Source organism: Pseudoalteromonas sp. HL-AS1, from assembly GCF_031198785.1.
In the GTDB taxonomy this organism is placed as follows: Bacteria; Pseudomonadota; Gammaproteobacteria; order Enterobacterales; family Alteromonadaceae; genus Pseudoalteromonas; species Pseudoalteromonas distincta.
The window spans coordinates 393065-411547 of sequence record NZ_CP133569.1 but is presented as its reverse complement, the minus strand read 5'-3'; the positions used below and the strand labels follow the sequence as shown (position 1 = coordinate 411547).

16 protein-coding genes are annotated in these 18483 nt (G+C 40.9%); 10 read left to right on the top strand and 6 right to left on the bottom strand.

Annotated features, from left to right (window positions below; all coding sequences use genetic code 11):
* Positions 1-118 precede the first annotated feature (118 nt).
* The 5 genes from priA (at position 119) to RB214_RS01865 (ending at position 5228) form a co-directional block, all read left to right on the top strand.
* On the top strand, positions 119-2305 hold the full coding sequence (priA, locus tag RB214_RS01885; RefSeq protein ID WP_309168141.1) for a primosomal protein N': 2187 nt from the start codon (positions 119-121) through the stop codon (positions 2303-2305).
* A 20-nt stretch (positions 2306-2325) separates the two neighbouring features.
* Positions 2326-2853 carry an SPOR domain-containing protein gene (locus RB214_RS01880; protein ID WP_024596311.1) on the top strand — a complete coding sequence of 176 codons (528 nt, stop codon included), beginning with the start codon at positions 2326-2328 and terminating at the stop codon, positions 2851-2853.
* Between the two features lie 79 nt (positions 2854-2932).
* Entirely contained in the window at positions 2933-3451 is a 519-nt protein-coding gene (gene hslV / locus RB214_RS01875) for an ATP-dependent protease subunit HslV (protein WP_002958366.1), read from the top strand.
* Positions 3452-3462: 11 nt separating this feature from the next.
* Positions 3463-4791 (top strand): HslU--HslV peptidase ATPase subunit, encoded by a 1329-nt coding sequence (gene hslU / locus RB214_RS01870; RefSeq protein WP_002958365.1) that lies wholly within the window; start codon positions 3463-3465, stop codon positions 4789-4791.
* A gap of 62 nt (positions 4792-4853) precedes the next feature.
* Complete coding sequence (locus tag RB214_RS01865; RefSeq protein ID WP_002958364.1) at positions 4854-5228, top strand: gamma-butyrobetaine hydroxylase-like domain-containing protein; 375 nt, start codon at positions 4854-4856, stop codon at positions 5226-5228.
* Positions 5229-5257: 29 nt separating this feature from the next.
* Here the strand turns inward: RB214_RS01865 and RB214_RS01860 are convergent, their stop codons facing one another.
* The 3 genes from RB214_RS01860 to RB214_RS01850 all read right to left on the bottom strand — a co-directional run bounded on the left by RB214_RS01860 (position 5258) and on the right by RB214_RS01850 (position 8815).
* Positions 5258-7138 (bottom strand): methyl-accepting chemotaxis protein, encoded by a 1881-nt coding sequence (locus tag RB214_RS01860; RefSeq protein ID WP_309168136.1) that lies wholly within the window; start codon positions 7136-7138, stop codon positions 5258-5260.
* Positions 7139-7247: 109 nt separating this feature from the next.
* On the bottom strand, positions 7248-8279 hold the full coding sequence (locus RB214_RS01855) for an MJ1255/VC2487 family glycosyltransferase (protein WP_165742857.1): 1032 nt from the start codon (positions 8277-8279) through the stop codon (positions 7248-7250).
* A complete protein-coding gene (locus RB214_RS01850; RefSeq protein WP_024596307.1) occupies positions 8276-8815 on the bottom strand; it encodes a phosphatase PAP2 family protein in 540 nt (179 codons plus the stop codon). Before RB214_RS01850 ends, RB214_RS01855 begins: the two co-directional genes overlap by 4 nt.
* Positions 8816-9016: 201 nt before the next feature.
* Here RB214_RS01850 and rraA point away from each other — a divergent pair, with 201 nt between their 5' ends.
* Positions 9017-9514 (top strand): ribonuclease E activity regulator RraA, encoded by a 498-nt coding sequence (gene rraA, locus RB214_RS01845; RefSeq protein ID WP_002959955.1) that lies wholly within the window; start codon positions 9017-9019, stop codon positions 9512-9514.
* Position 9515: 1 nt separating this feature from the next.
* Positions 9516-10565, top strand: a complete 1050-nt coding sequence (locus RB214_RS01840; RefSeq protein ID WP_002959953.1) for a formimidoylglutamase — start codon at positions 9516-9518, stop codon at positions 10563-10565.
* Here the strand turns inward: RB214_RS01840 and RB214_RS01835 are convergent.
* Together RB214_RS01835 and hutI are read right to left on the bottom strand one after the other, a co-directional pair.
* Positions 10562-12226, bottom strand: coding sequence for an EAL domain-containing protein (locus RB214_RS01835; RefSeq protein ID WP_002959950.1), 1665 nt, complete (start codon positions 12224-12226; stop codon positions 10562-10564). The genes RB214_RS01840 and RB214_RS01835 overlap by 4 nt on opposite strands.
* A gap of 120 nt (positions 12227-12346) precedes the next feature.
* Positions 12347-13594 carry an imidazolonepropionase gene (gene hutI / locus RB214_RS01830; protein ID WP_002959948.1) on the bottom strand — a complete coding sequence of 416 codons (1248 nt, stop codon included), beginning with the start codon at positions 13592-13594 and terminating at the stop codon, positions 12347-12349.
* Positions 13595-13713: 119 nt separating this feature from the next.
* Between hutI and hutC the strand changes: the two genes are divergently transcribed.
* The 3 genes from hutC (at position 13714) to hutH (ending at position 17699) form a co-directional block, all read left to right on the top strand.
* Positions 13714-14421, top strand: a complete 708-nt coding sequence (hutC, locus tag RB214_RS01825) for a histidine utilization repressor (RefSeq protein WP_002959947.1) — start codon at positions 13714-13716, stop codon at positions 14419-14421.
* A 66-nt stretch (positions 14422-14487) separates the two neighbouring features.
* Complete coding sequence (hutU, locus tag RB214_RS01820) at positions 14488-16161, top strand: urocanate hydratase (protein WP_002959945.1); 1674 nt, start codon at positions 14488-14490, stop codon at positions 16159-16161.
* A gap of 2 nt (positions 16162-16163) precedes the next feature.
* The gene (hutH, locus tag RB214_RS01815; protein WP_002959944.1) at positions 16164-17699 is read left to right on the top strand and encodes a histidine ammonia-lyase; all 1536 of its coding nucleotides are present in this window, start codon (positions 16164-16166) and stop codon (positions 17697-17699) included.
* Here hutH and RB214_RS01810 read toward each other — a convergent pair.
* Entirely contained in the window at positions 17696-18466 is a 771-nt protein-coding gene (locus RB214_RS01810; RefSeq protein WP_002959943.1) for a hypothetical protein, read from the bottom strand. The two genes, hutH and RB214_RS01810, sit on opposite strands and share 4 nt — an antisense overlap.
* Positions 18467-18483: the final 17 nt, after the last annotated feature.

Genomic DNA, 18483 nt, shown 5'->3' with positions numbered 1-18483 from the left:
GTATTTATTTATCTTTTCGCTAAAAAAGTGAACAATCTCTTTCTCAAGTACTATTGCTAGTAGGTTTTTAGCGGTATTTTTAGTACATTACAGCATTAATTTTACGGGTTGAGTTGTTATGAGTTTTGTTGAAGTTGCTATTAAAGTCCCGCTTCCACGCACCTTTGATTATAAAATAGAAGAGCAGCTCAGTGGCTTATCAACACCCATACTACCGGGCATGCGGGTTTTAGTACCTTTTGGTAATCAAAAAAAAGTAGCTGTTGTTCTGGGTATTAAAAACAGTACCGACGTCCCTTTAGATAAAATTAAGAATATTATAGAGGTAATAGACGATACCCCTATTTTAAGCGCCCAACATTTAGAACTCCTTAGCTTTACTGCCCGCTATTATTGCTATCCCTTAGGCGAAACTATTCACATAGCGCTACCGAGTGCACTTCGCCAAGGTGAATCGCCAGATAAAACCAGTATTAACATGGTTGATCTGACAGAAAAAGGCGCAAAAGTATCGTCATTAAAAGCCAAAACACAACTCAATTTATTAAAGCAGTTGTCGCAATCGGGGAAATCATCGTTAACCGAATTAAAAGCTCTTGGCTTTAGTAAAAAAACAATAGATAGCCTAATAAATAAAGAACTCATTACGCAAACTATTGAACACGATAACCAATGGCAAAGCGTTGCACCAACTGTCGGTAGTAAACCTGTACTTAATAAAGAACAAGCGGTTGCCTGTACAGCAATAAATCAAAGTAATGGATTTAGCAGCTTTTTATTAGAAGGCGTAACTGGCAGTGGTAAAACAGAAGTGTATTTACAGTGCCTAGAAGAAGTACTCAAACGTGGCGAGCAAGCATTAGTATTAGTGCCAGAAATAGGCTTAACGCCACAAACTGTAAACCGTTTTCGTCGCCGCTTTCCTGATACACCCATTATGCTTTGGCATTCAGCCCTTACCGACAACGAGCGATTGCAAACATGGCGTTTTTGCGAAAAAGGCAGTTGTGCAATAGTTATAGGCACACGTTCGAGTATTTTTCTGCCATTTTTAAAACTCGGTATGATAGTTGTCGATGAAGAGCACGATTCATCATTTAAACAACAAGATACCCTTCGTTACCATGCTCGTGATTTAGCTGCATACAGAGCTTTTCAGCATAAAATACCACTTATATTAGGCAGTGCTACACCCGCACTTGAAACACTTCACAAAGCAATTAATAACAAATATCAGCTACTAAGTTTAACCGAGCGCGCGCAAACTGCGACAGATAACCAATTTAAGTTACTCGATATGAAAGGCCAACCCGACCAAGCAGGTATTGCACATGCAAGCCTTGCAACTATGCGCCAACACTTAAATCGCGGTAAACAGGTTATGGTTTTTTTAAATCGTCGAGGTTTCTCACCCACTCTTATTTGCCATGAATGTGGCTGGCTAAGTGAATGTAAACGCTGCAGTACCAGCGCCACATTTCATAAAGCGATTGGGCAAATGATTTGTCATCACTGTGGCGATCAATACCCTGTTCCTCATCAATGTCCTGATTGTGGAAGTACGCAAATATTTCCAAATGGCAAAGGTACAGAGCAAATTGAAGAGTTTTTATCGACCGAGTTTCCAGATACACCCGTTACTCGCATAGACCGCGATTCAACTCGCCGTAAAGGCAGCCTTGAAAAAGCACTAGATGAAATAAACCTAGGCGGTGCACGCATTTTAGTTGGCACACAAATGCTTGCCAAAGGCCATCACTTTGCAGATGTAAGCCTTGTTATAATTTTAGACGTAGATAGCGGTTTATACTCATGCGACTTTAGGGCGACAGAGCATTTAGCACAGTTAGTTACTCAGGTCGCGGGGCGAGCTGGGCGTTCAGGGGAGCCTGGGCAAGTATTATTACAAACACACTTTCCAGAACACCCGCTTTTACAAGACTTAGTTAATAATGGTTACCAAGACTTTGCTCGCTTTGCACTGAGTGAACGCGATGATGCAGACTTACCACCCATTACAAATATGGCTATTGTCCGTGCACAAGGACACAGCATTAAGCTAGTCGTCGATTTTTTGACAGATTTGGTTCCTGTGAATGGGGTATCTGGTATACAATTGCTCGGTCCGATCCCTGCTCCACTTGAAAAAGTCGCAGGTATGTATCGTTTTCAATTACATATTCAAGCGCAAGATCGCCGCATATTACATCAGTACCTTGCGCAAATGGTTGATTATTTAAGTTCAAGTAAACTTGCACAAAAAGTACGCTGGAGCTTAGACGTAGACCCTATAGACATGATTTAGGTTAAGGCCAAAATAACACCATGGCACAGCACGATTATATTAACAAAAAGCCTGCAGGCAGAAACAGTAAAAAAAACGCACCCGCTAAAAAACCATTTCCTATTCTTTTAGCTGTCATAGCCATCTTACTCGTCGGTGGTTTTGCTTATACATTATGGTTTATTAAAAGTAATGCAGATCCAAAACTTGTCGAAAAACAAGCAAACCCCACTGCGCCCGCAAAAGTAGAAGTGGTTATTCCACGCACACCAGAGTTTATTAAAGAAATTAGAAACCACGAGATTCAAGTTGAAGTGAAAGAACTTGAGCAAAAAGGCCCTTACGTTATGCAGTGTGGTTCGTTTAAAACCCACGCACAAGCGGAATCGCTAAAAGCTAAAATAGCATTTGCAGGCCTCATTTCTGAAATAAAACAGGCTGAAGGCAGCAATGGTACTTGGTATAAAGTGCGCTTAGGCCCTTATAAAACCAAACGCCAAGCCGAAAGTGATAAAAACAAACTTAAACGTGTAAAAATAGTCGGCTGCGGAATTTGGGGCTGGACTTGAAAATAAACCATTCACCCATATAACCTCTTCATAATCGTTTTTTACGAGTTGCCTATGCAGCTCGATGATGAGGAATAACATGACTACTATCGTAAGTGTACGCCGTGGCGACAAGGTTGTAATTGGCGGCGATGGCCAAGTGTCTCTTGGTAATACCGTAATGAAGGGCAACGCCCGTAAAGTTCGACGTCTTTATAATGGCAAAGTAATCGCTGGTTTTGCCGGCGGTACTGCTGATGCCTTCACTCTTTTCGAACGCTTTGAAAGCAAATTAGAAATGCACCAAGGAAACCTAACTAAAGCCGCAGTAGAAATGGCTAAAGATTGGCGCAGCGACCGTGCACTTCGAAAACTCGAAGCGCTGCTCGCTGTAGCAGACGAAACAGCCTCTTTAATTATTACCGGTAATGGCGATGTGGTTCAACCTGAAAACGACCTAATTGCAATTGGCAGTGGTGGTAACTTTGCACAATCAGCTGCAACCGCCCTTTTAGAAAATACAGATTTAAGCGCTCGTGAAATAGTAGAGAAAAGCTTAACTATTGCAGGCAACATCTGCGTATTTACTAATAACTTCCAAACAATCGAAGAATTATAATAGGAACTATCATGTCTGATATGACCCCAAGAGAAATTGTTCACGAGCTAGATCAGCACATTATAGGTCAGGCTAAAGCAAAAAAAGCAGTGGCTATCGCACTTCGTAACCGCTGGCGCCGCATGCAACTCAAAGAAGATTTACGCAGCGAAGTAACACCAAAAAACATTTTAATGATTGGTCCAACCGGTGTAGGTAAAACAGAAATTGCCCGCCGATTAGCAAAACTTGCTAACGCACCCTTTATTAAAGTAGAAGCGACTAAGTTCACTGAAGTTGGCTATGTTGGTAAAGAAGTTGAGACTATCATCCGCGATTTAGTCGATGTATCAATTAAAATGACTCGCGAACAGCAGACTAAGAAATTTAAACATCGCGCCGAAGAAGCTGCAGAAGAGCGCATTTTAGATGCCCTTTTACCACCAGCGAAAGATCAATACGGCGAAACGCAGCGTGATGATAACTCATCAACTCGCCAAGCGTTCCGCAAAAAGCTACGTGAAGGTCAGCTAGATGATAAAGAAATTGAAATCGATTTAGCACAAGCACAACCAAACGTAGAAATTATGGCGCCTCCTGGTATGGAAGATATGACCAACCAGCTACAAAGCATGTTTCAAAACATGGGCGGCGATAAGCGCACTAAGCGTAAACTAAAAATCAAAGAAGCCTTCAAACTATTAACGGAAGAAGAAGCCGCTAAATTAGTAAATCCTGAAGAGCTAAAAGAGCAAGCTATTTTTGCAGTAGAGCAAAACGGTATTGTGTTTATTGATGAAATAGACAAAATTTGTAAGCGCGGCGATTCTTCAGGTCCAGATGTGAGCCGTGAAGGTGTTCAGCGCGACTTACTACCGCTAATTGAAGGTTCAACTGTAAATACTAAGCACGGAATGGTTAAAACTGACCATATGCTGTTTATTGCCTCTGGTGCGTTTCAGATGGCGAAGCCATCAGATATGATCCCAGAGCTACAGGGCCGCTTACCGATTCGAGTAGAACTTGAAGCACTTACTGCAGATGACTTTAAACGCATCCTTACAGAGCCTCATGCATCGCTTACCGAGCAACAACGAGAGCTGCTTAAAACTGAGCAGGTATCGATTGAGTTTAGCGACGATGCAATTGAGCGTATTGCCAAAGCAGCTTGGCAAGTTAACGAGAAAACCGAAAACATCGGTGCTCGTCGTCTACACACTGTAATGGAAAGATTGATGGAAGAAATTTCATACGACGCTTCTGAAAAAGCAGGCTCGTCATTAGTAATCGACGCCGCTTATGTTGAAAAACACTTAGGTGCACTTGTTGAAGATGAAGACTTAAGCCGCTTTATTCTATAAAACGAATATAAACGTTATACTAAAAGCCTCCAGATTGGGGGCTTTTTAATGGGATATATTAAATGAAACACGTAACAAAAGTGCATTACCACAGTGTAAGTAAAAATCTAGATGTTTACTTTGATGATGACAGTAAAGCTGTATTTAGCTGTGAGTTTTTACGTGTACACTCCCCTTCAGCTGAAGTGCAGGGCCATGGCTCTGGCCCAATGAAGCTAGTACTTAATAAGCAAGCTGTAGGAATAAAAAGTATTGTACCTGTTGGGCATTACGCACTTCGTTTAGATTTTGACGATGGCCATAACAGCGGACTATTTAGCTGGCGCTACTTTGAAAAACTACAACAGCAACAAGATACATTGTGGAGTGAATATTTAGCGCGGGTAACTGAACACGAAAAAAGTAAAGATAGCGTGCCTATAAAATTTGTTCCTTAAACTTTATAGGCCCGTTCTATTAAGCGTTATTAAACCTTAAATTTATCAATTGCAGTGAACAGAACGCGAGCCTGCTCAGAGACCTCTTCACTTGTTTGCGCATTGTTAGCAGCATGTTCAGTTGCGTCTTGTGCAATATCGCAAATTCTTACTACATTTTTATTAACCTCTGATGCCACTTGGCTTTGCTCATCAATAGCAACTGCTATTTGAGAGCTCATTTCCATTATTGTTTGTACATCTTCAGTAATTGCGCCTAATAGCTCACCTGCTTTAATTGCTTGCGAGGCACTTTCATCACCTTGAGAGCGACATTTGTGCATAATACTCACCACTTCTTGAGTACGCTGCTGTAAGGTACTTATAATACCTTCAATCTCACTTGTAGACTCTTGAGTACGCTTTGCTAATGAACGAACCTCATCTGCAACAACAGCAAAACCACGACCATACTCACCAGCACGGGCCGCTTCTATTGCTGCATTAAGTGCAAGTAAATTTGTTTGATCTGCAATCCCTCGAATTACATCAAGCACTGAACCAATTGTTTCACCATCTTTTTCAAGTTGCGACACTACATTTGATGCATTCCCCAGCGAATCAGATAGGGCCCTAATGTGCTTAACGGTAGAATCTACTTCACTACGCCCTTGTTGTGCACTTAAATTTGTTGACTCTGCTTTTTTCGCAGCCGCTTCAGTATTATGTGAAATATCCTGAATCGTCGCCTGCATTTCGGTGGCTGCCGTTGCAACCATGTCGGCTTCATGTAGTTGCTCTTGCATACCAGAGCTTGTTGCTGCGGTACTTTGTGATAAATGCTCTGTTGCTACATTAAGCGTGTTTAGAGCACCATTAACTTCGTTAATTAAGTTCTTAAAATCGCCTATTAAGCTATTAAAGTCGACCGTCATGGTGGTAATTTCGTCTTTACCAGTTTGCTCTATCATCACGCTCAAATCATTATTACGACGAATATCGTTAATGGTGTGATAAACCCGCTCAATAGGTACAATAATGGAGTGGCTTGTAAAATAAACGAGTGCTAATACAATCACACCTGCAATCACAAATACCAAAATAGCTAAAAATTGAGCCTGCTCTACACTTTGCTCTACTTGTAACTTAGTGTCTTTAACGATTTTAGAAACAATGGCGTCGCTTTTATCTACACTGTCACGCATTACTCCAAGTGCGCCTGACTCAAGATCTAGCCCTAGCTTAGTTTGGGCCTGCACAAGTGTTTGAAATTCGCTTTGGTATATATCAATCAAAGGATTAATTTGTGCTTTATAGTCGCTTGGCAGCTGTGCTGCAGCTATCTGCTGCTTAAATGTATTAATTCCCTCATTAAAACGCCCTAGGTACTTAATATCAAATCTCAGCATGAAATCTTTTTCTGAGCGTCTTAGTTGCAGCATTGACGACAGCAGTTGGTAATTTTGCTGCTCTTTTAATAGTTGCTCAACTTCATGAACCGAGCTTCTAAGCTTGCCATATAACCCGTCGGTCGGGGTTAAACCAATCTCTTTTTGAAGCTTAACAACAGTTTCAAAATCATTATTATAGCTATTTATTAGTTGCTCAAAGCGCTGGACCTGCTCCTGTGCGATACTTTGGTTAGCCATTAACTGTTGTAACTTTTTTACTTTATCACTTAACTGCTCAAAATCCGTTTCAAATGCAGTTAACGCGTCTTCTTGTTTATAAAACAAAAAGTTTTTTTCATGTTTACGCAATGCTAATGCATGTACGTTGAGCTCTTCTGCTAATTGAATAGTCTTGTTTAAGCTCAAGGTTGTACGTGATTCAAAAATAATCACGCATAAAAGGACCACCATTGCTAAACCAACAACGACTGCGTTTAGTTGTAAACGTCGTTTAATTGTTAAGTTTTGTAAAAAATTCATCGCTAACGCTTTTTTTGAATATGCATTTTTATTATAGCTAATAGATCAAAAGCGACTAATTAATTTAACTTTTTATTATTGGTAATTCTAAACAGTTTAAATGTGATGGCTATAAGGCGACACTATCCCACAAACCTTTATGTAACGATTGTGTGTTATTCCATTGTTGTTTAACCAACCAATCAATTAAAGGCGCGGGATCGCTGGGGTAATTTATCTGCTTGTTTTGCGGCGCGCTATTCCAATCATCAAGGGCTTGTGGGTTTAAATAGTTCATAACATGCGCCATGCCCATGGCAAATAAAGTTTTTGCATTTGCTGCTTGCTCAAACTGACCATCTAAAGGCTTTAATAGTAACTTTTTACCTAACTTAAGCGCTTCACTGGCAAGCTCAAATCCCGCATTACCAATAACGCCACTTGTGTTTGCTAAGTCGTTTAAAAAACCAGAGCGTGAAGGGGCTCGTAAATGTATATGTCCAAAAGATTGATTGGTGGCATTTGGGTGATAGCAATAAAATTCTTTTTCGGGAAAGTCTTTTAAATAATCAACAACGCTATCTAAGTTTTCGAAAGGTAAATATACCAATACCTTGTTCATTACTGCTACAGGGTTGTCGTGATTATGATGAGCAATAAAAGGCGGTATTATATTATTTGCAAATGGTTGCCAGTGCACGCCTAAGTAGGTAGTCGCTGGTGCATAATGCTTGATAAGTGATTTTCTCAGGACGCCACGACCAAACATAGGTACGTTATCTGACAAAAATGCTGCTTGGTGACTAATGCCAATAACGGGTATACCTGCCCGTTTTGCAGCCCATGCTGTCACAGGCTCAAAGTCGTTAAGTACAAAATCGTACTGTTTTATCTCAAGCGATTTTATATCACTCACCAACTTACAAATTCGCATGTTTTTAAGTGTTTTTAAATTTTTAACTTGCCCATTTTCAGTGCTAAACGACAAACCACGATACGCTTTATAATCTGAGAATTCGTGCATATCAAAGTAATCTTTATTTGCGCGCCCTGAAAACACATAATCAACATCAATACCGAGCTTATTAAAGCAGCTTGCCATAACCCGAGCGCGCGTTATATGACCATTACCGGTACCTTGTACTCCATACAATATTTTCATGCAGGCACCACAAGTGCTAACGCAAATAAACCACAAAAACTACCAATCGTTGCGCCTATTATAATATCAGCAGGAAAGTGCACACCCAATACCACACGAGACATAGCAACGCCGGTAGCCCAACTAAATAGTAGTAATGCATATTCTGGAAAAAAATGGCTTAATATAATTGCCACTAAAAAAGCAGCGGCACTGTGACCCGATGGTAAACTAAATTTATCGCTTGGTACTATATAGGCATTTGTTACTAAGCAGTCGCATGGACGGATCCGAGCAAATCTATTTTTAGCTAGTAGGTAAATAGGTCTTTCTATAGCAAAACCAATTAATATAGTGACAGGCAATAATTGGTGCTGTTCATTATTACTAAGCCACCACACTGCTAAGCATATTAATATATAAAGCCCACCATCACCGCTTTTAGACAAACCAAAGGCCATTGTTTTAAACCACCTCGGTGAATTGCAATTAAACAAAGTTAAAAATAATTGCTCATCTATCTGAGTTACCTTTTTAAGCATATTATTATTCATCACCATCCCTCATTGCATAACATATGAACACCGATTTAGCTTATGTGTTGTAAATAACAATTGAGTGACGCTTTTAATACACTATTATTGCGATTAATGATTTAGCGCTTGTTTTGCCTAAATTTACTGCGATTAAGTCGTTGTTATTGCTTATAAGGAGGGTATACTGAGATATAAATTAATGTACCTTTTGAGGATAAAATAATGGATTACAGCACTTCTGATTTATGCGACCACTTTGCTGACGTGGTTGACGTGCTAGAGCCTATGTTCATCAACTTTGGTGGTCGACACAGCTTTGGTGGCCGCATTAAAACGGTTAAATGTTTTGAAAATAATGAACTCATCCGCGAATTACTTTCTCAAGATGGTACAGACCTAGTACTTCTTATTGATGGTGGCGGCTCAACTCGTCGCGCACTAATCGACATTGAACTGGCTGAGCTAGCACTTGAAAACAACTGGAATGGTATTGTTGTTTACGGCGCAGTACGCCACGTTGATGAGCTTGAAGAGCTTGATTTAGGCATTCAAGCAATTGCTTCAATCCCTGTTGCAGCCGACAGCGAAGGTGCTGGTGAAGATGCTATAGGCGTTAACTTTGCTGGGGTATCATTTTTTGATGACGACTTTATTTATGCTGATAGCACAGGCATTGTTTTATCTGCAGAAGAATTAGAGTTGGAAGTTGTAGAAGTATAACGTGACTTCCCATTTAAAAGTATATGATGAAAGCGCGGTTAGAACACTTTGCTCTACCCGCGCAAATGAGAAAAAAGCATGGCAATCAATGGCCTTGCTCGACACCCAAGTAAACCTGCAACAAGCACTTGTTGACGCTGCTCAATTTGGTATCCGCTATGTACTTCTGGGTATTTGCGAAGATATCGGCCCAAAAGCAAACTTAGGAAATGGCGGTGCAAACGAAGCATGGCCGGCTTTTTTAAAACGCTTTTTAAACCAACCTCACAATCAATTTATTGCCACTCAAAAAGTGCTTTTATTGGGTGAAGTTAATACTGATGATTTAATGGCGCAAAGCAACCAGCTTAATAATCAGCAAGGCCAGCAGTTAACTCAATTACGAGATTTATGCCAACAGCTTGATGAACGCGTAGAGTCGGTATTGAGCCTTATTTTTAAAGCGGGGCTTGAGCCAATCGTTATTGGCGGAGGTCATAACAATTGCTTGGGAATTATCCGTGCCCTGAGTAAGTCAAAAAATACACCTATTAATGCTATCAACTTTGACCCTCATGCCGACTTTAGAGAATGTGAAGGTCGCCATAGCGGCAATGGCTTTCGCTACGCTTATAACGAGCAACATCTAAGTAATTACCACGTTATTGGCTTACATGAGATAAAAAACAATCAAGCAATTATAGATGCAATGAGTGAAGCTAACTTTACGTTTGATAGCTATCAATCAATACAAGTTAAGCGAAAAATTACACTCACTCAGGCAATTGAAAACGCATTAAGTAATTTTAACGATTTACCACTGGGTATTGAAGTTGATTTAGATAGTATTACTTACATGCCGGTTAGTGCGTACACATGTTGCGGATTTAGTGTGAATGACACTGAGCACTTTGTGCACTTAGCAGCAAACCATCGCCACTCTAAGTACTTACATTTATGTGAAGCAGCGCCTAGCCAGCACCCTAGCGGGTTAGATGCTGGTGCTGCCCATGTAGGGCAAGTGATCAGTGCACTTGTGAATAGCTACCTACAAGCCAAAGAAAACACTTAGCGCTGTTGAACTAATCGCCACTCTTTTAGCCAGCTCATTAAACCGATACTACTTAGCGGGTGACCAAAGTAATAACCTTGGGCAGCATAACCTTTTAAGCTTTTTACAAACTTAAGTTGCTCAAGTGTTTCTACCCCTTCAAAAATCACTTTTGTTTTTTGTTGGTTATGCATTTCAACCATTCCGCTAACTAAACTGCGTATATTGTTTTGATTACTAAAGTCAGCAGTAAGTGAAGGTGAAACCTTAATATACTCTACCGCTAGACTTGGTAACTTAGAAAGCAGTACCGGGTTATCACCAAGTCCATCAACACATACTTTTAAGCCTATGTTATTAAGCCTTGCGATCATGCCTCTGCCTTTATCATCTAGTCCCGCAAAAATATGTAAAGGGCATTCAACAATTAAATCGCCAGCTTCCAAGTGATGCTCACTTAAAACAACATCAACAAATTCAATAAACTCTTCGTTAAGCATTTCAGGACCAAATACGTTAATGCTAAGCGGTATAGAAATACCTTCTATTCTAAGCGCCATTGCAAGCTCAGCAGCTCTCTCTATTACAAATTTAGCGAGTGGATAACCAAGCCCTGCAATTCTAATGTCGTCGATAAACCTGTTAGCGGATAAAATCCCTTGCTTAGGGTGCTGCCAACGCAGTAGTAATTCTAAAAACTCAATTTGACCGTTTTCGTTACAAATAATAGGCTGAAAATAAAGCTCTAACTCGCTCGAAAAATCAATATTTGCTAATTCCTTTAGTCGCGCTTGTTGCTCTCGCAATTCAATCATCATTTGTTGATGATAAGGCACAACCTTGCGATCTGGGTGGCTATCGAGTGCTAGGTATGCGTACGATATTAAATTATCAAAGTTGTTATCTTGCTCATTACAATCAACATAACTCGCTCTCGCTTTTACTTCTACAGTGCAGTTAGCAACATTAAATGGCTTAAGCGTTGCACCCAGTATTTGGTCAATAACTAATTCATGTAAGTGTTTTTGATTCGCGAAACTACAAATAAATGCAAAGTTAAGACCCCCTAAATGGGCTAGCTTTTCTTGTCCAGTTAAAGTCACTATTTCGTCACTTGAAAGTAGCTCTTTTATTCGATTAGCCGATTGCGCTAACAGTATATCGCCAAAGTCGCGTCCAATATGCTGGTTAACTTGCTCAAAGCCTTCAAGGCGAATAACGATTAACGCTGCGCTTATTTGTTTGTTGTCGCACCATGCATAGTAACCTTGGCGTAACTGTTTTCTATCTGCAAAAACTGAAAGCGGAGACTCTTCAATAAATGCATCACCTTCAGGTTCTGGCTCTATAACGACTTCTATTTCAGCACTTTCATCATTTAAAAAGCCAACAATAGCTAATAATAATATTGCTAACACAACCCAAAATAGCGGAACTTCCAATAATAAATGAGCTGAAAATAGAACAACAAATAAAAGACCAGCCATTGAGCTGGTAATTATCATGCTCCAATTATTTCGCTCAAATGCTTGCCATAAGTGAAAACAAAACCCAAAGGCTAGTAAAATAGCAAGCCAAGCCGCACCGCTGCTTAAGATAGCTAAACCAACAGCAGCTGTGCATAAATAGCTGAATTTAATACTGGCATTTTTAACAGCAAATAAAGTGGCGATCATCGCCATTAATAGTGCACCACTAAAAAATATTGGGAAATTACTGTCGGTTAGTATGTTCAAATTAACGGCATCCGTATTCGCTAAAAAAGTTTAAACCAAGTTATATGTGGGTAAAAATAATACAAACTAATTAATTCTACCCAAAATCCATAAATTTAACAGTTTATTTACGCCAAATTGGTAACTTAATTGTGATGGATGACTTATTTGCCAATGCGCAATATCAGCTCTTGCGCCAACCTTTAAAATACCACGGTCGTCTAAACCTAGTGCTTTAGCTGCATTTCGAGTAACACCAGCTAATGCTTGCTCGGGTGTTAATCTAAACAATGTGCATGCCATGTTCATCACCAAGTGCACTGAGCACAGCGGTGAAGTACCTGGGTTAAAATCACTCGCAATAGCTATAGGTACTTTATATTGATTAAGTAATTCAATAGGTGGGAATTTAGTTTCTCTTAAAAAATAAAATGCACCTGGCAATAACACCGCTACCGTCCCAGCGTCTGCCATGGCTTTTACACCCTCTTCATCTAGATGCTCAATATGATCCGCCGAAAGGCCATTAAACTGCGCCACCAGCTTAGCACCCTGTTGATTAGATAACTGCTCAGCATGGCATTTTACTGGGAGGTTATGCTTTTTAGCCGCCTGGAAAACACGTTTGGTTTGCGAATAACTAAACCCAACATTTTCACAAAATACATCGACTGCATCAGCAAGATTATTAGCCACTACCTGATCTAGCATGTCAGTACACACTAAATCAATATATTCATCAGCACGGCCTTTGTATTCAGGCGGTAGAGCATGCGCCCCTAAAAAAGTAGTTTTAATATCAATAGGGTGATGTTCACCTAATAAACGAGCGACTTCTAATATTTTTATCTCGTTTTCTGTATCTAGCCCATAACCAGACTTTATTTCAACGGTGGTTACACCTTCTTTTAACAACGTATTTAAGCGATCTTTTGCATCAACAAACAATTGTTCACGGTCGGCTGCTCTTGTGGCTTTAACCGTACTTGCTATGCCACCGCCTTGTGCCGCAATTTGCTCATAGCTTACGCCTTGCAAACGCTGTTCAAACTCTTGCGATCTTGAACCTGCAAATACTAAGTGAGTATGGCAATCTACTAAGCCCGGCGTTAACCACTGTCCTTTTACACTCAATGTCGGCGTTGCAAACACATCAAAACTAGGCAATGTCGATTGCTCTCCAATCCACGCAATTTTACCATTTTTAATGGCTATAGCAGCATTTTCAATTGCGCCATAAGGGGCATTTATATTGCTATCCATAGTGGCAATATTGGCATCAGTTAAAAGTAAGTCGATTTCTTCTAACTCATAATTTTGTGTTGTGCTTTGCATATCGCAGCCCTTTTTACACCGTGAATAATGAAAATATAGTCTAACAACCCATCTTGTATATACAAGGTAATTGTGTCATCTTATTTATATAGTTTATTTTTAATGTAACCATAAATTTAATGACGACACCTAAATTTGCGCAAATAAAACAATTCATTGTTGATAAAATTCGCAGCGGTACGTGGCAAGAAAACCAACGTGTTCCCTCTGAAAACGAACTAAGTAGTCAATTTAGTGTAAGCAGGATGACAGCCCGCAGAGCACTAAGCGAATTAACCGAGGCAGGTATTTTAACCCGCAGCCAAGGGTTAGGTACATTTGTAGCTACATTTAAATCGCAGTCATCGTTACTTGAAATAAAAAATATTGCTGATGAAGTAAAAGAGCGTAACGGCAACTACACCTGTAGTGTACTCATACTCGAATCAATAAATGCAGTCGCACCTATTGCCATTGCACTTGGTGTTGAGGTTGACAGTGTTGTATATCGAAGTGTACTTGTGCATAACGAAAACGACAGCCCTTTGCAGCTAGAAGAGCGTTTTGTAAACCCTGCCCTTGCGACTGGCTACTTACAACAAGACTTTAGCATGCTTACACCTCATGAATATCTATCTAGTGTTGCCCCACTTACCCAAGCAAGGCATACAGTAGAGGCCATTATGCCAAACAGCGAAATGTGCCAATGGTTAAACTTATATAATGAAGAGCCATGCTTACAAGTGATCCGACGCACCTGGTCTGTTAAAGGCATTGTAAGCTTTGCGCGCCTTGTATCACCTGGCAGTAAATATCGCTTAGGTGGCCACTTAACATTTAAAAAATAACAAACAATAGCGCTTACTGCGCTTTTTTTATAACAAATCACCTTGTATATACAACAGGAGCAAAACATGAAAAACCGACTCGACACAAGTCGCGTAATACGTGCACCTCATGGAGATAAAATAAGTGCTAAAAGCTGGCAAACAGAAGCTGCTAAGCGCATGCTAATGAATAACTTAGACCCTGAAGTTGCAGAGCATCCTCATGCACTTGTTGTATATGGTGGTATTGGCCGAGCAGCTCGTGATTGGCCAAGTTATGACAAAATTATAGAAACCCTCGATAGGCTCGAAAGCGACGAAACCCTGCTTGTACAATCAGGAAAACCCGTTGGTGTATTTAAAACCCACAGTAATGCTCCTCGCGTGCTTATTGCTAACTCAAATCTTGTTCCACACTGGGCAAATTGGGAGTACTTTAACGAGCTCGATAAAAAAGGCTTGATGATGTACGGGCAAATGACGGCGGGTTCTTGGATCTATATTGGCTCGCAAGGCATAGTACAAGGAACTTACGAAACCTTTGTAGCTATGGCAAAGCAACATTTTGCAGGTAGCGCTAGTGGTAAATGGGTATTAACAGGTGGTCTTGGTGGTATGGGCGGTGCGCAACCACTTGCAGCTACAATGGCTGGGTTTAGTGCACTGGTTGTTGAATGTGATGAAAGCCGTATCGATTTTCGTATAAAAACAGGCTACGTTGATGTAAAAGCAACAAGCCTTGAACACGCACTGCAATTAATAACCGATGCATGTGTTAAAGGTAAAGCCCTCTCAGTGGGTTTACTAGGTAACGCAGCCGATGTATTTAGTACACTGGTTAAAACAGGCATTACCCCTGATGTAGTCACAGATCAAACATCTGCTCACGATCCATTAAATGGTTACTTACCACAAGGCTGGACAATGGAGTACGCAGCAAAAATGCGTGAGCAAGATCCAAAAGCCGTAGTAAAAGCCGCTAAACAATCAATGGCAGTCCAAGTTAAAGCTATGCTAGCACTACAAAAAGCCGGTGCCGCCACTACTGATTACGGTAATAATATTCGTCAAATGGCGTTTGATGAGGGTGTTACCAACGCGTTTGATTTTCCTGGATTTGTGCCTGCATATATTCGCCCTTTATTTTGTGAAGGGATTGGACCATTTAGATGGGTAGCATTATCAGGCGACCCTGAAGATATATATAAAACCGACGCTAAAGTAAAAGAGCTTCTTCCTGATGATGCACATTTACATAACTGGCTTGATATGGCGCGGGAACGCATACAATTCCAAGGTTTACCTGCACGCATTTGCTGGGTTGGCCTAAAAGATAGAGCACGCCTTGCACTGGCCTTTAATGAAATGGTTAAAAATGGCGAACTTAAAGCCCCTATAGTTATTGGTCGCGATCACCTCGACTCTGGCTCAGTTGCCAGCCCTAACCGCGAAACAGAGAGCATGAAAGATGGCTCAGATGCAGTATCAGATTGGCCATTACTCAACGCACTGCTTAATACCGCAAGTGGCGCTACTTGGGTGTCGCTTCATCATGGTGGCGGTGTAGGAATGGGATTTAGTCAGCACTCTGGTGTAGTTATTGTTGCCGATGGTACTGATGAAGCTAAAGAGCGTATTGCTCGCGTACTGTGGAACGACCCTGCAACAGGTGTAATGCGCCATGCTGATGCCGGATACGACATAGCAAAAAACTGCGCTAAAGAACAAAATTTAGACCTACCTATGTTAAACGAGGAATGATCATGTTCGAACTTACTCTCACACCCGGATCACTTGATTTAAACACACTAAGAAAAATTAATAATTCACCGGTAAAGCTGAGCCTTGCAAAGCATGCCGAGTCGCAAATAGCAGCCAGCGCGCAAACCGTTCAAAATGTTATTAATGAACACCGCACTGTATATGGAATTAACACCGGCTTTGGATTATTAGCCAATACTAAAATTGCCGACGACCAACTTGAATTATTACAGCGCTCCATTGTGCTTTCACACGCTGCGGGTATTGGCGAGTACATGGATGACAGCACAGTAAGGTTAATGATCACCTTAAAAGTAAACTCGCTTTCACGTGGCTATTCGGGCATTCGCCTGCAAGTAATCCAATTTTTTATGCAGCTGCTTAGTAGCGAAGTATATCCATGCGTGCCTAAAAAAGGCTCCGTGGGGGCATCGGGAGATTTAGCTCCTCTTGCGCATATGTGTCTACCTTTATTAGCTGAAGGTCAAATGCGACATAAAGGAGAAATAATTAGCGCAGCACAAGGGTTAAAAATAGCGGGACTTGAACCCCTAACACTTGCAGCCAAAGAAGGCTTAGCATTATTAAATGGCACGCAAGCCTCTACTGCATTTGCACTTCAGGGATTATTTAGAGCCGAAGACTTGTACGCACAAAGCTGTGTTATTGGCTCTATCAGTATAGAAGCTGCCATGGGCAGTCGCGCGCCATTTGATGCACGTATTCATGACATTCGTGGTCAGCAAGGGCAAATTGATACGGCGCACGTATTTAGAGAATTACTCGATACGCACTCACAAATTAGTGACTCACATATTAATTGTGAAAAAGTACAAGACCCATATTGCCTGCGCTGCCAGCCGCAAGTTCTTGGTGCATGTTTAACCCAAATACGTCAAGCCGCCGAAGTACTACTGTGTGAATCAAACGGTGTAACCGATAATCCGCTAGTTTTTGCCGATGTAGGCGACATAATATCGGGCGGAAACTTTCATGCAGAGCCCGTTGCTATGGCCGCCGATAACTTAGCTATCGCAATTGCCGAAATTGGCGCATTAGCAGAAAGGCGAATTGCATTACTTATCGATTCAAACCTATCCAAATTACCGCCATTTTTAGTTGAAAACGGCGGGGTAAATTCAGGATTTATGATTGCCCAAGTTACCGCAGCAGCGCTTGCGTCAGAAAACAAATCATTAGCGCATCCGGCTTCGGTCGATAGCTTGCCTACATCTGCAAATCAAGAAGATCATGTTTCTATGGCAACCTTTGCAGCAAGGCGCTTAGATGAAATGGCCAATAATACCCAAGGTGTTTTGGCAATAGAATGGTTAGCATCGATTCAAGGGCTAGAATTTAGAAAGCCGCTTGAACCATCAAATAAAGTGCAAAGCGCTAAAGCGTTGTTACGCGAGCATGTGAGTTATTATGATAAAGACCGCTACTTTGCTCCCGATATCGAAGCTGCTAACACATTACTAAGTGAAGGTAAGCTATGCGACTTTATAGAGAGCAGTCCCCTGCCTTCAGCATATTAAATACCGTGCTGATAGCTAAACCCTAAGGCTTCAATGGCTGAGCCTAATATTTTTCGCTCAGCCGAATCAGTTCCTGTAAACGTTGGCATTTCACCACCATGTTGCTGACACTTCATCGCGTAGTATTCAGCTTTTGTGGGGTGCGCGGGATTAACCACATTATAAATATTTTGCCCTACTTGCCAGTGCTCTATCACCGCAAAAATAGCATTAATTACATCTTGTTGATGCACCATATTTACCACTTGCTCACTTGATGTATTGAGCTCTTTACCTGCCACAAAACGCCCCGGTTCTCTATTAGGCCCTAGTAAGCCAGCTAAACGAAGTATTTTGCCATCTTGTTCAAGCACTTGCTCTTCAGCTTCGTAAAGCTTTATTTGGCGCTCGTTTGTGCAAGAAATATCGCTACTTTCACTATATACACCAGGCTCTTGATCGTACACCCCGGTTGATGAGCACAATAAAAAGCCCTTTGCGTTTAGCTCCTTTGAAAGCTTAAGCGCTGCGGTGAGTGTTTCAGGATAATTACTTTCACTGTGCCTGCTACGTGGTGGAATAGCACATACCCAATAAGCACCTTGTAAATCAACTTGATGCCTTAATTGTCCATTTTCAAGTGTAAACTGACGCTCAAAGTCAAACTCGTGTATATCTGTTCTATGCGTTCCTTGTACTTGCCAGTCAGCTTTTTGTGCACTTACGCATAAAGCATGTCCTAACCAGCCTGCACCTAATACTACTAATTTATTACTTTTATTTGTCATTTTTGTATAAGCCTTTA

Excerpts from the sequence above, each read along its gene's own strand:
- priA (WP_309168141.1), top strand. The coding sequence starts at position 119 with ATGAGTTTTGTTGAAGTTGCTATTAAAGTCCCGCTTCCACGCACCTTT.
- RB214_RS01880 (WP_024596311.1), top strand. The coding sequence starts at position 2,326 with ATGGCACAGCACGATTATATTAACAAAAAGCCTGCAGGCAGAAACAGT.
- hslV (WP_002958366.1), top strand. The coding sequence starts at position 2,933 with ATGACTACTATCGTAAGTGTACGCCGTGGCGACAAGGTTGTAATTGGC.
- hslU (WP_002958365.1), top strand. The coding sequence starts at position 3,463 with ATGTCTGATATGACCCCAAGAGAAATTGTTCACGAGCTAGATCAGCAC.
- RB214_RS01865 (WP_002958364.1), top strand. The coding sequence starts at position 4,854 with ATGAAACACGTAACAAAAGTGCATTACCACAGTGTAAGTAAAAATCTA.
- RB214_RS01860 (WP_309168136.1), bottom strand. The coding sequence starts at position 7,138 with ATGAATTTTTTACAAAACTTAACAATTAAACGACGTTTACAACTAAAC.
- RB214_RS01855 (WP_165742857.1), bottom strand. The coding sequence starts at position 8,279 with ATGAAAATATTGTATGGAGTACAAGGTACCGGTAATGGTCATATAACG.
- rraA (WP_002959955.1), top strand. The coding sequence starts at position 9,017 with ATGGATTACAGCACTTCTGATTTATGCGACCACTTTGCTGACGTGGTT.
- RB214_RS01835 (WP_002959950.1), bottom strand. The coding sequence starts at position 12,226 with ATGGCGATGATCGCCACTTTATTTGCTGTTAAAAATGCCAGTATTAAA.
- hutI (WP_002959948.1), bottom strand. The coding sequence starts at position 13,594 with ATGCAAAGCACAACACAAAATTATGAGTTAGAAGAAATCGACTTACTT.
- hutC (WP_002959947.1), top strand. The coding sequence starts at position 13,714 with ATGACGACACCTAAATTTGCGCAAATAAAACAATTCATTGTTGATAAA.
- hutU (WP_002959945.1), top strand. The coding sequence starts at position 14,488 with ATGAAAAACCGACTCGACACAAGTCGCGTAATACGTGCACCTCATGGA.
- hutH (WP_002959944.1), top strand. The coding sequence starts at position 16,164 with ATGTTCGAACTTACTCTCACACCCGGATCACTTGATTTAAACACACTA.
- RB214_RS01810 (WP_002959943.1), bottom strand. The coding sequence starts at position 18,466 with ATGACAAATAAAAGTAATAAATTAGTAGTATTAGGTGCAGGCTGGTTA.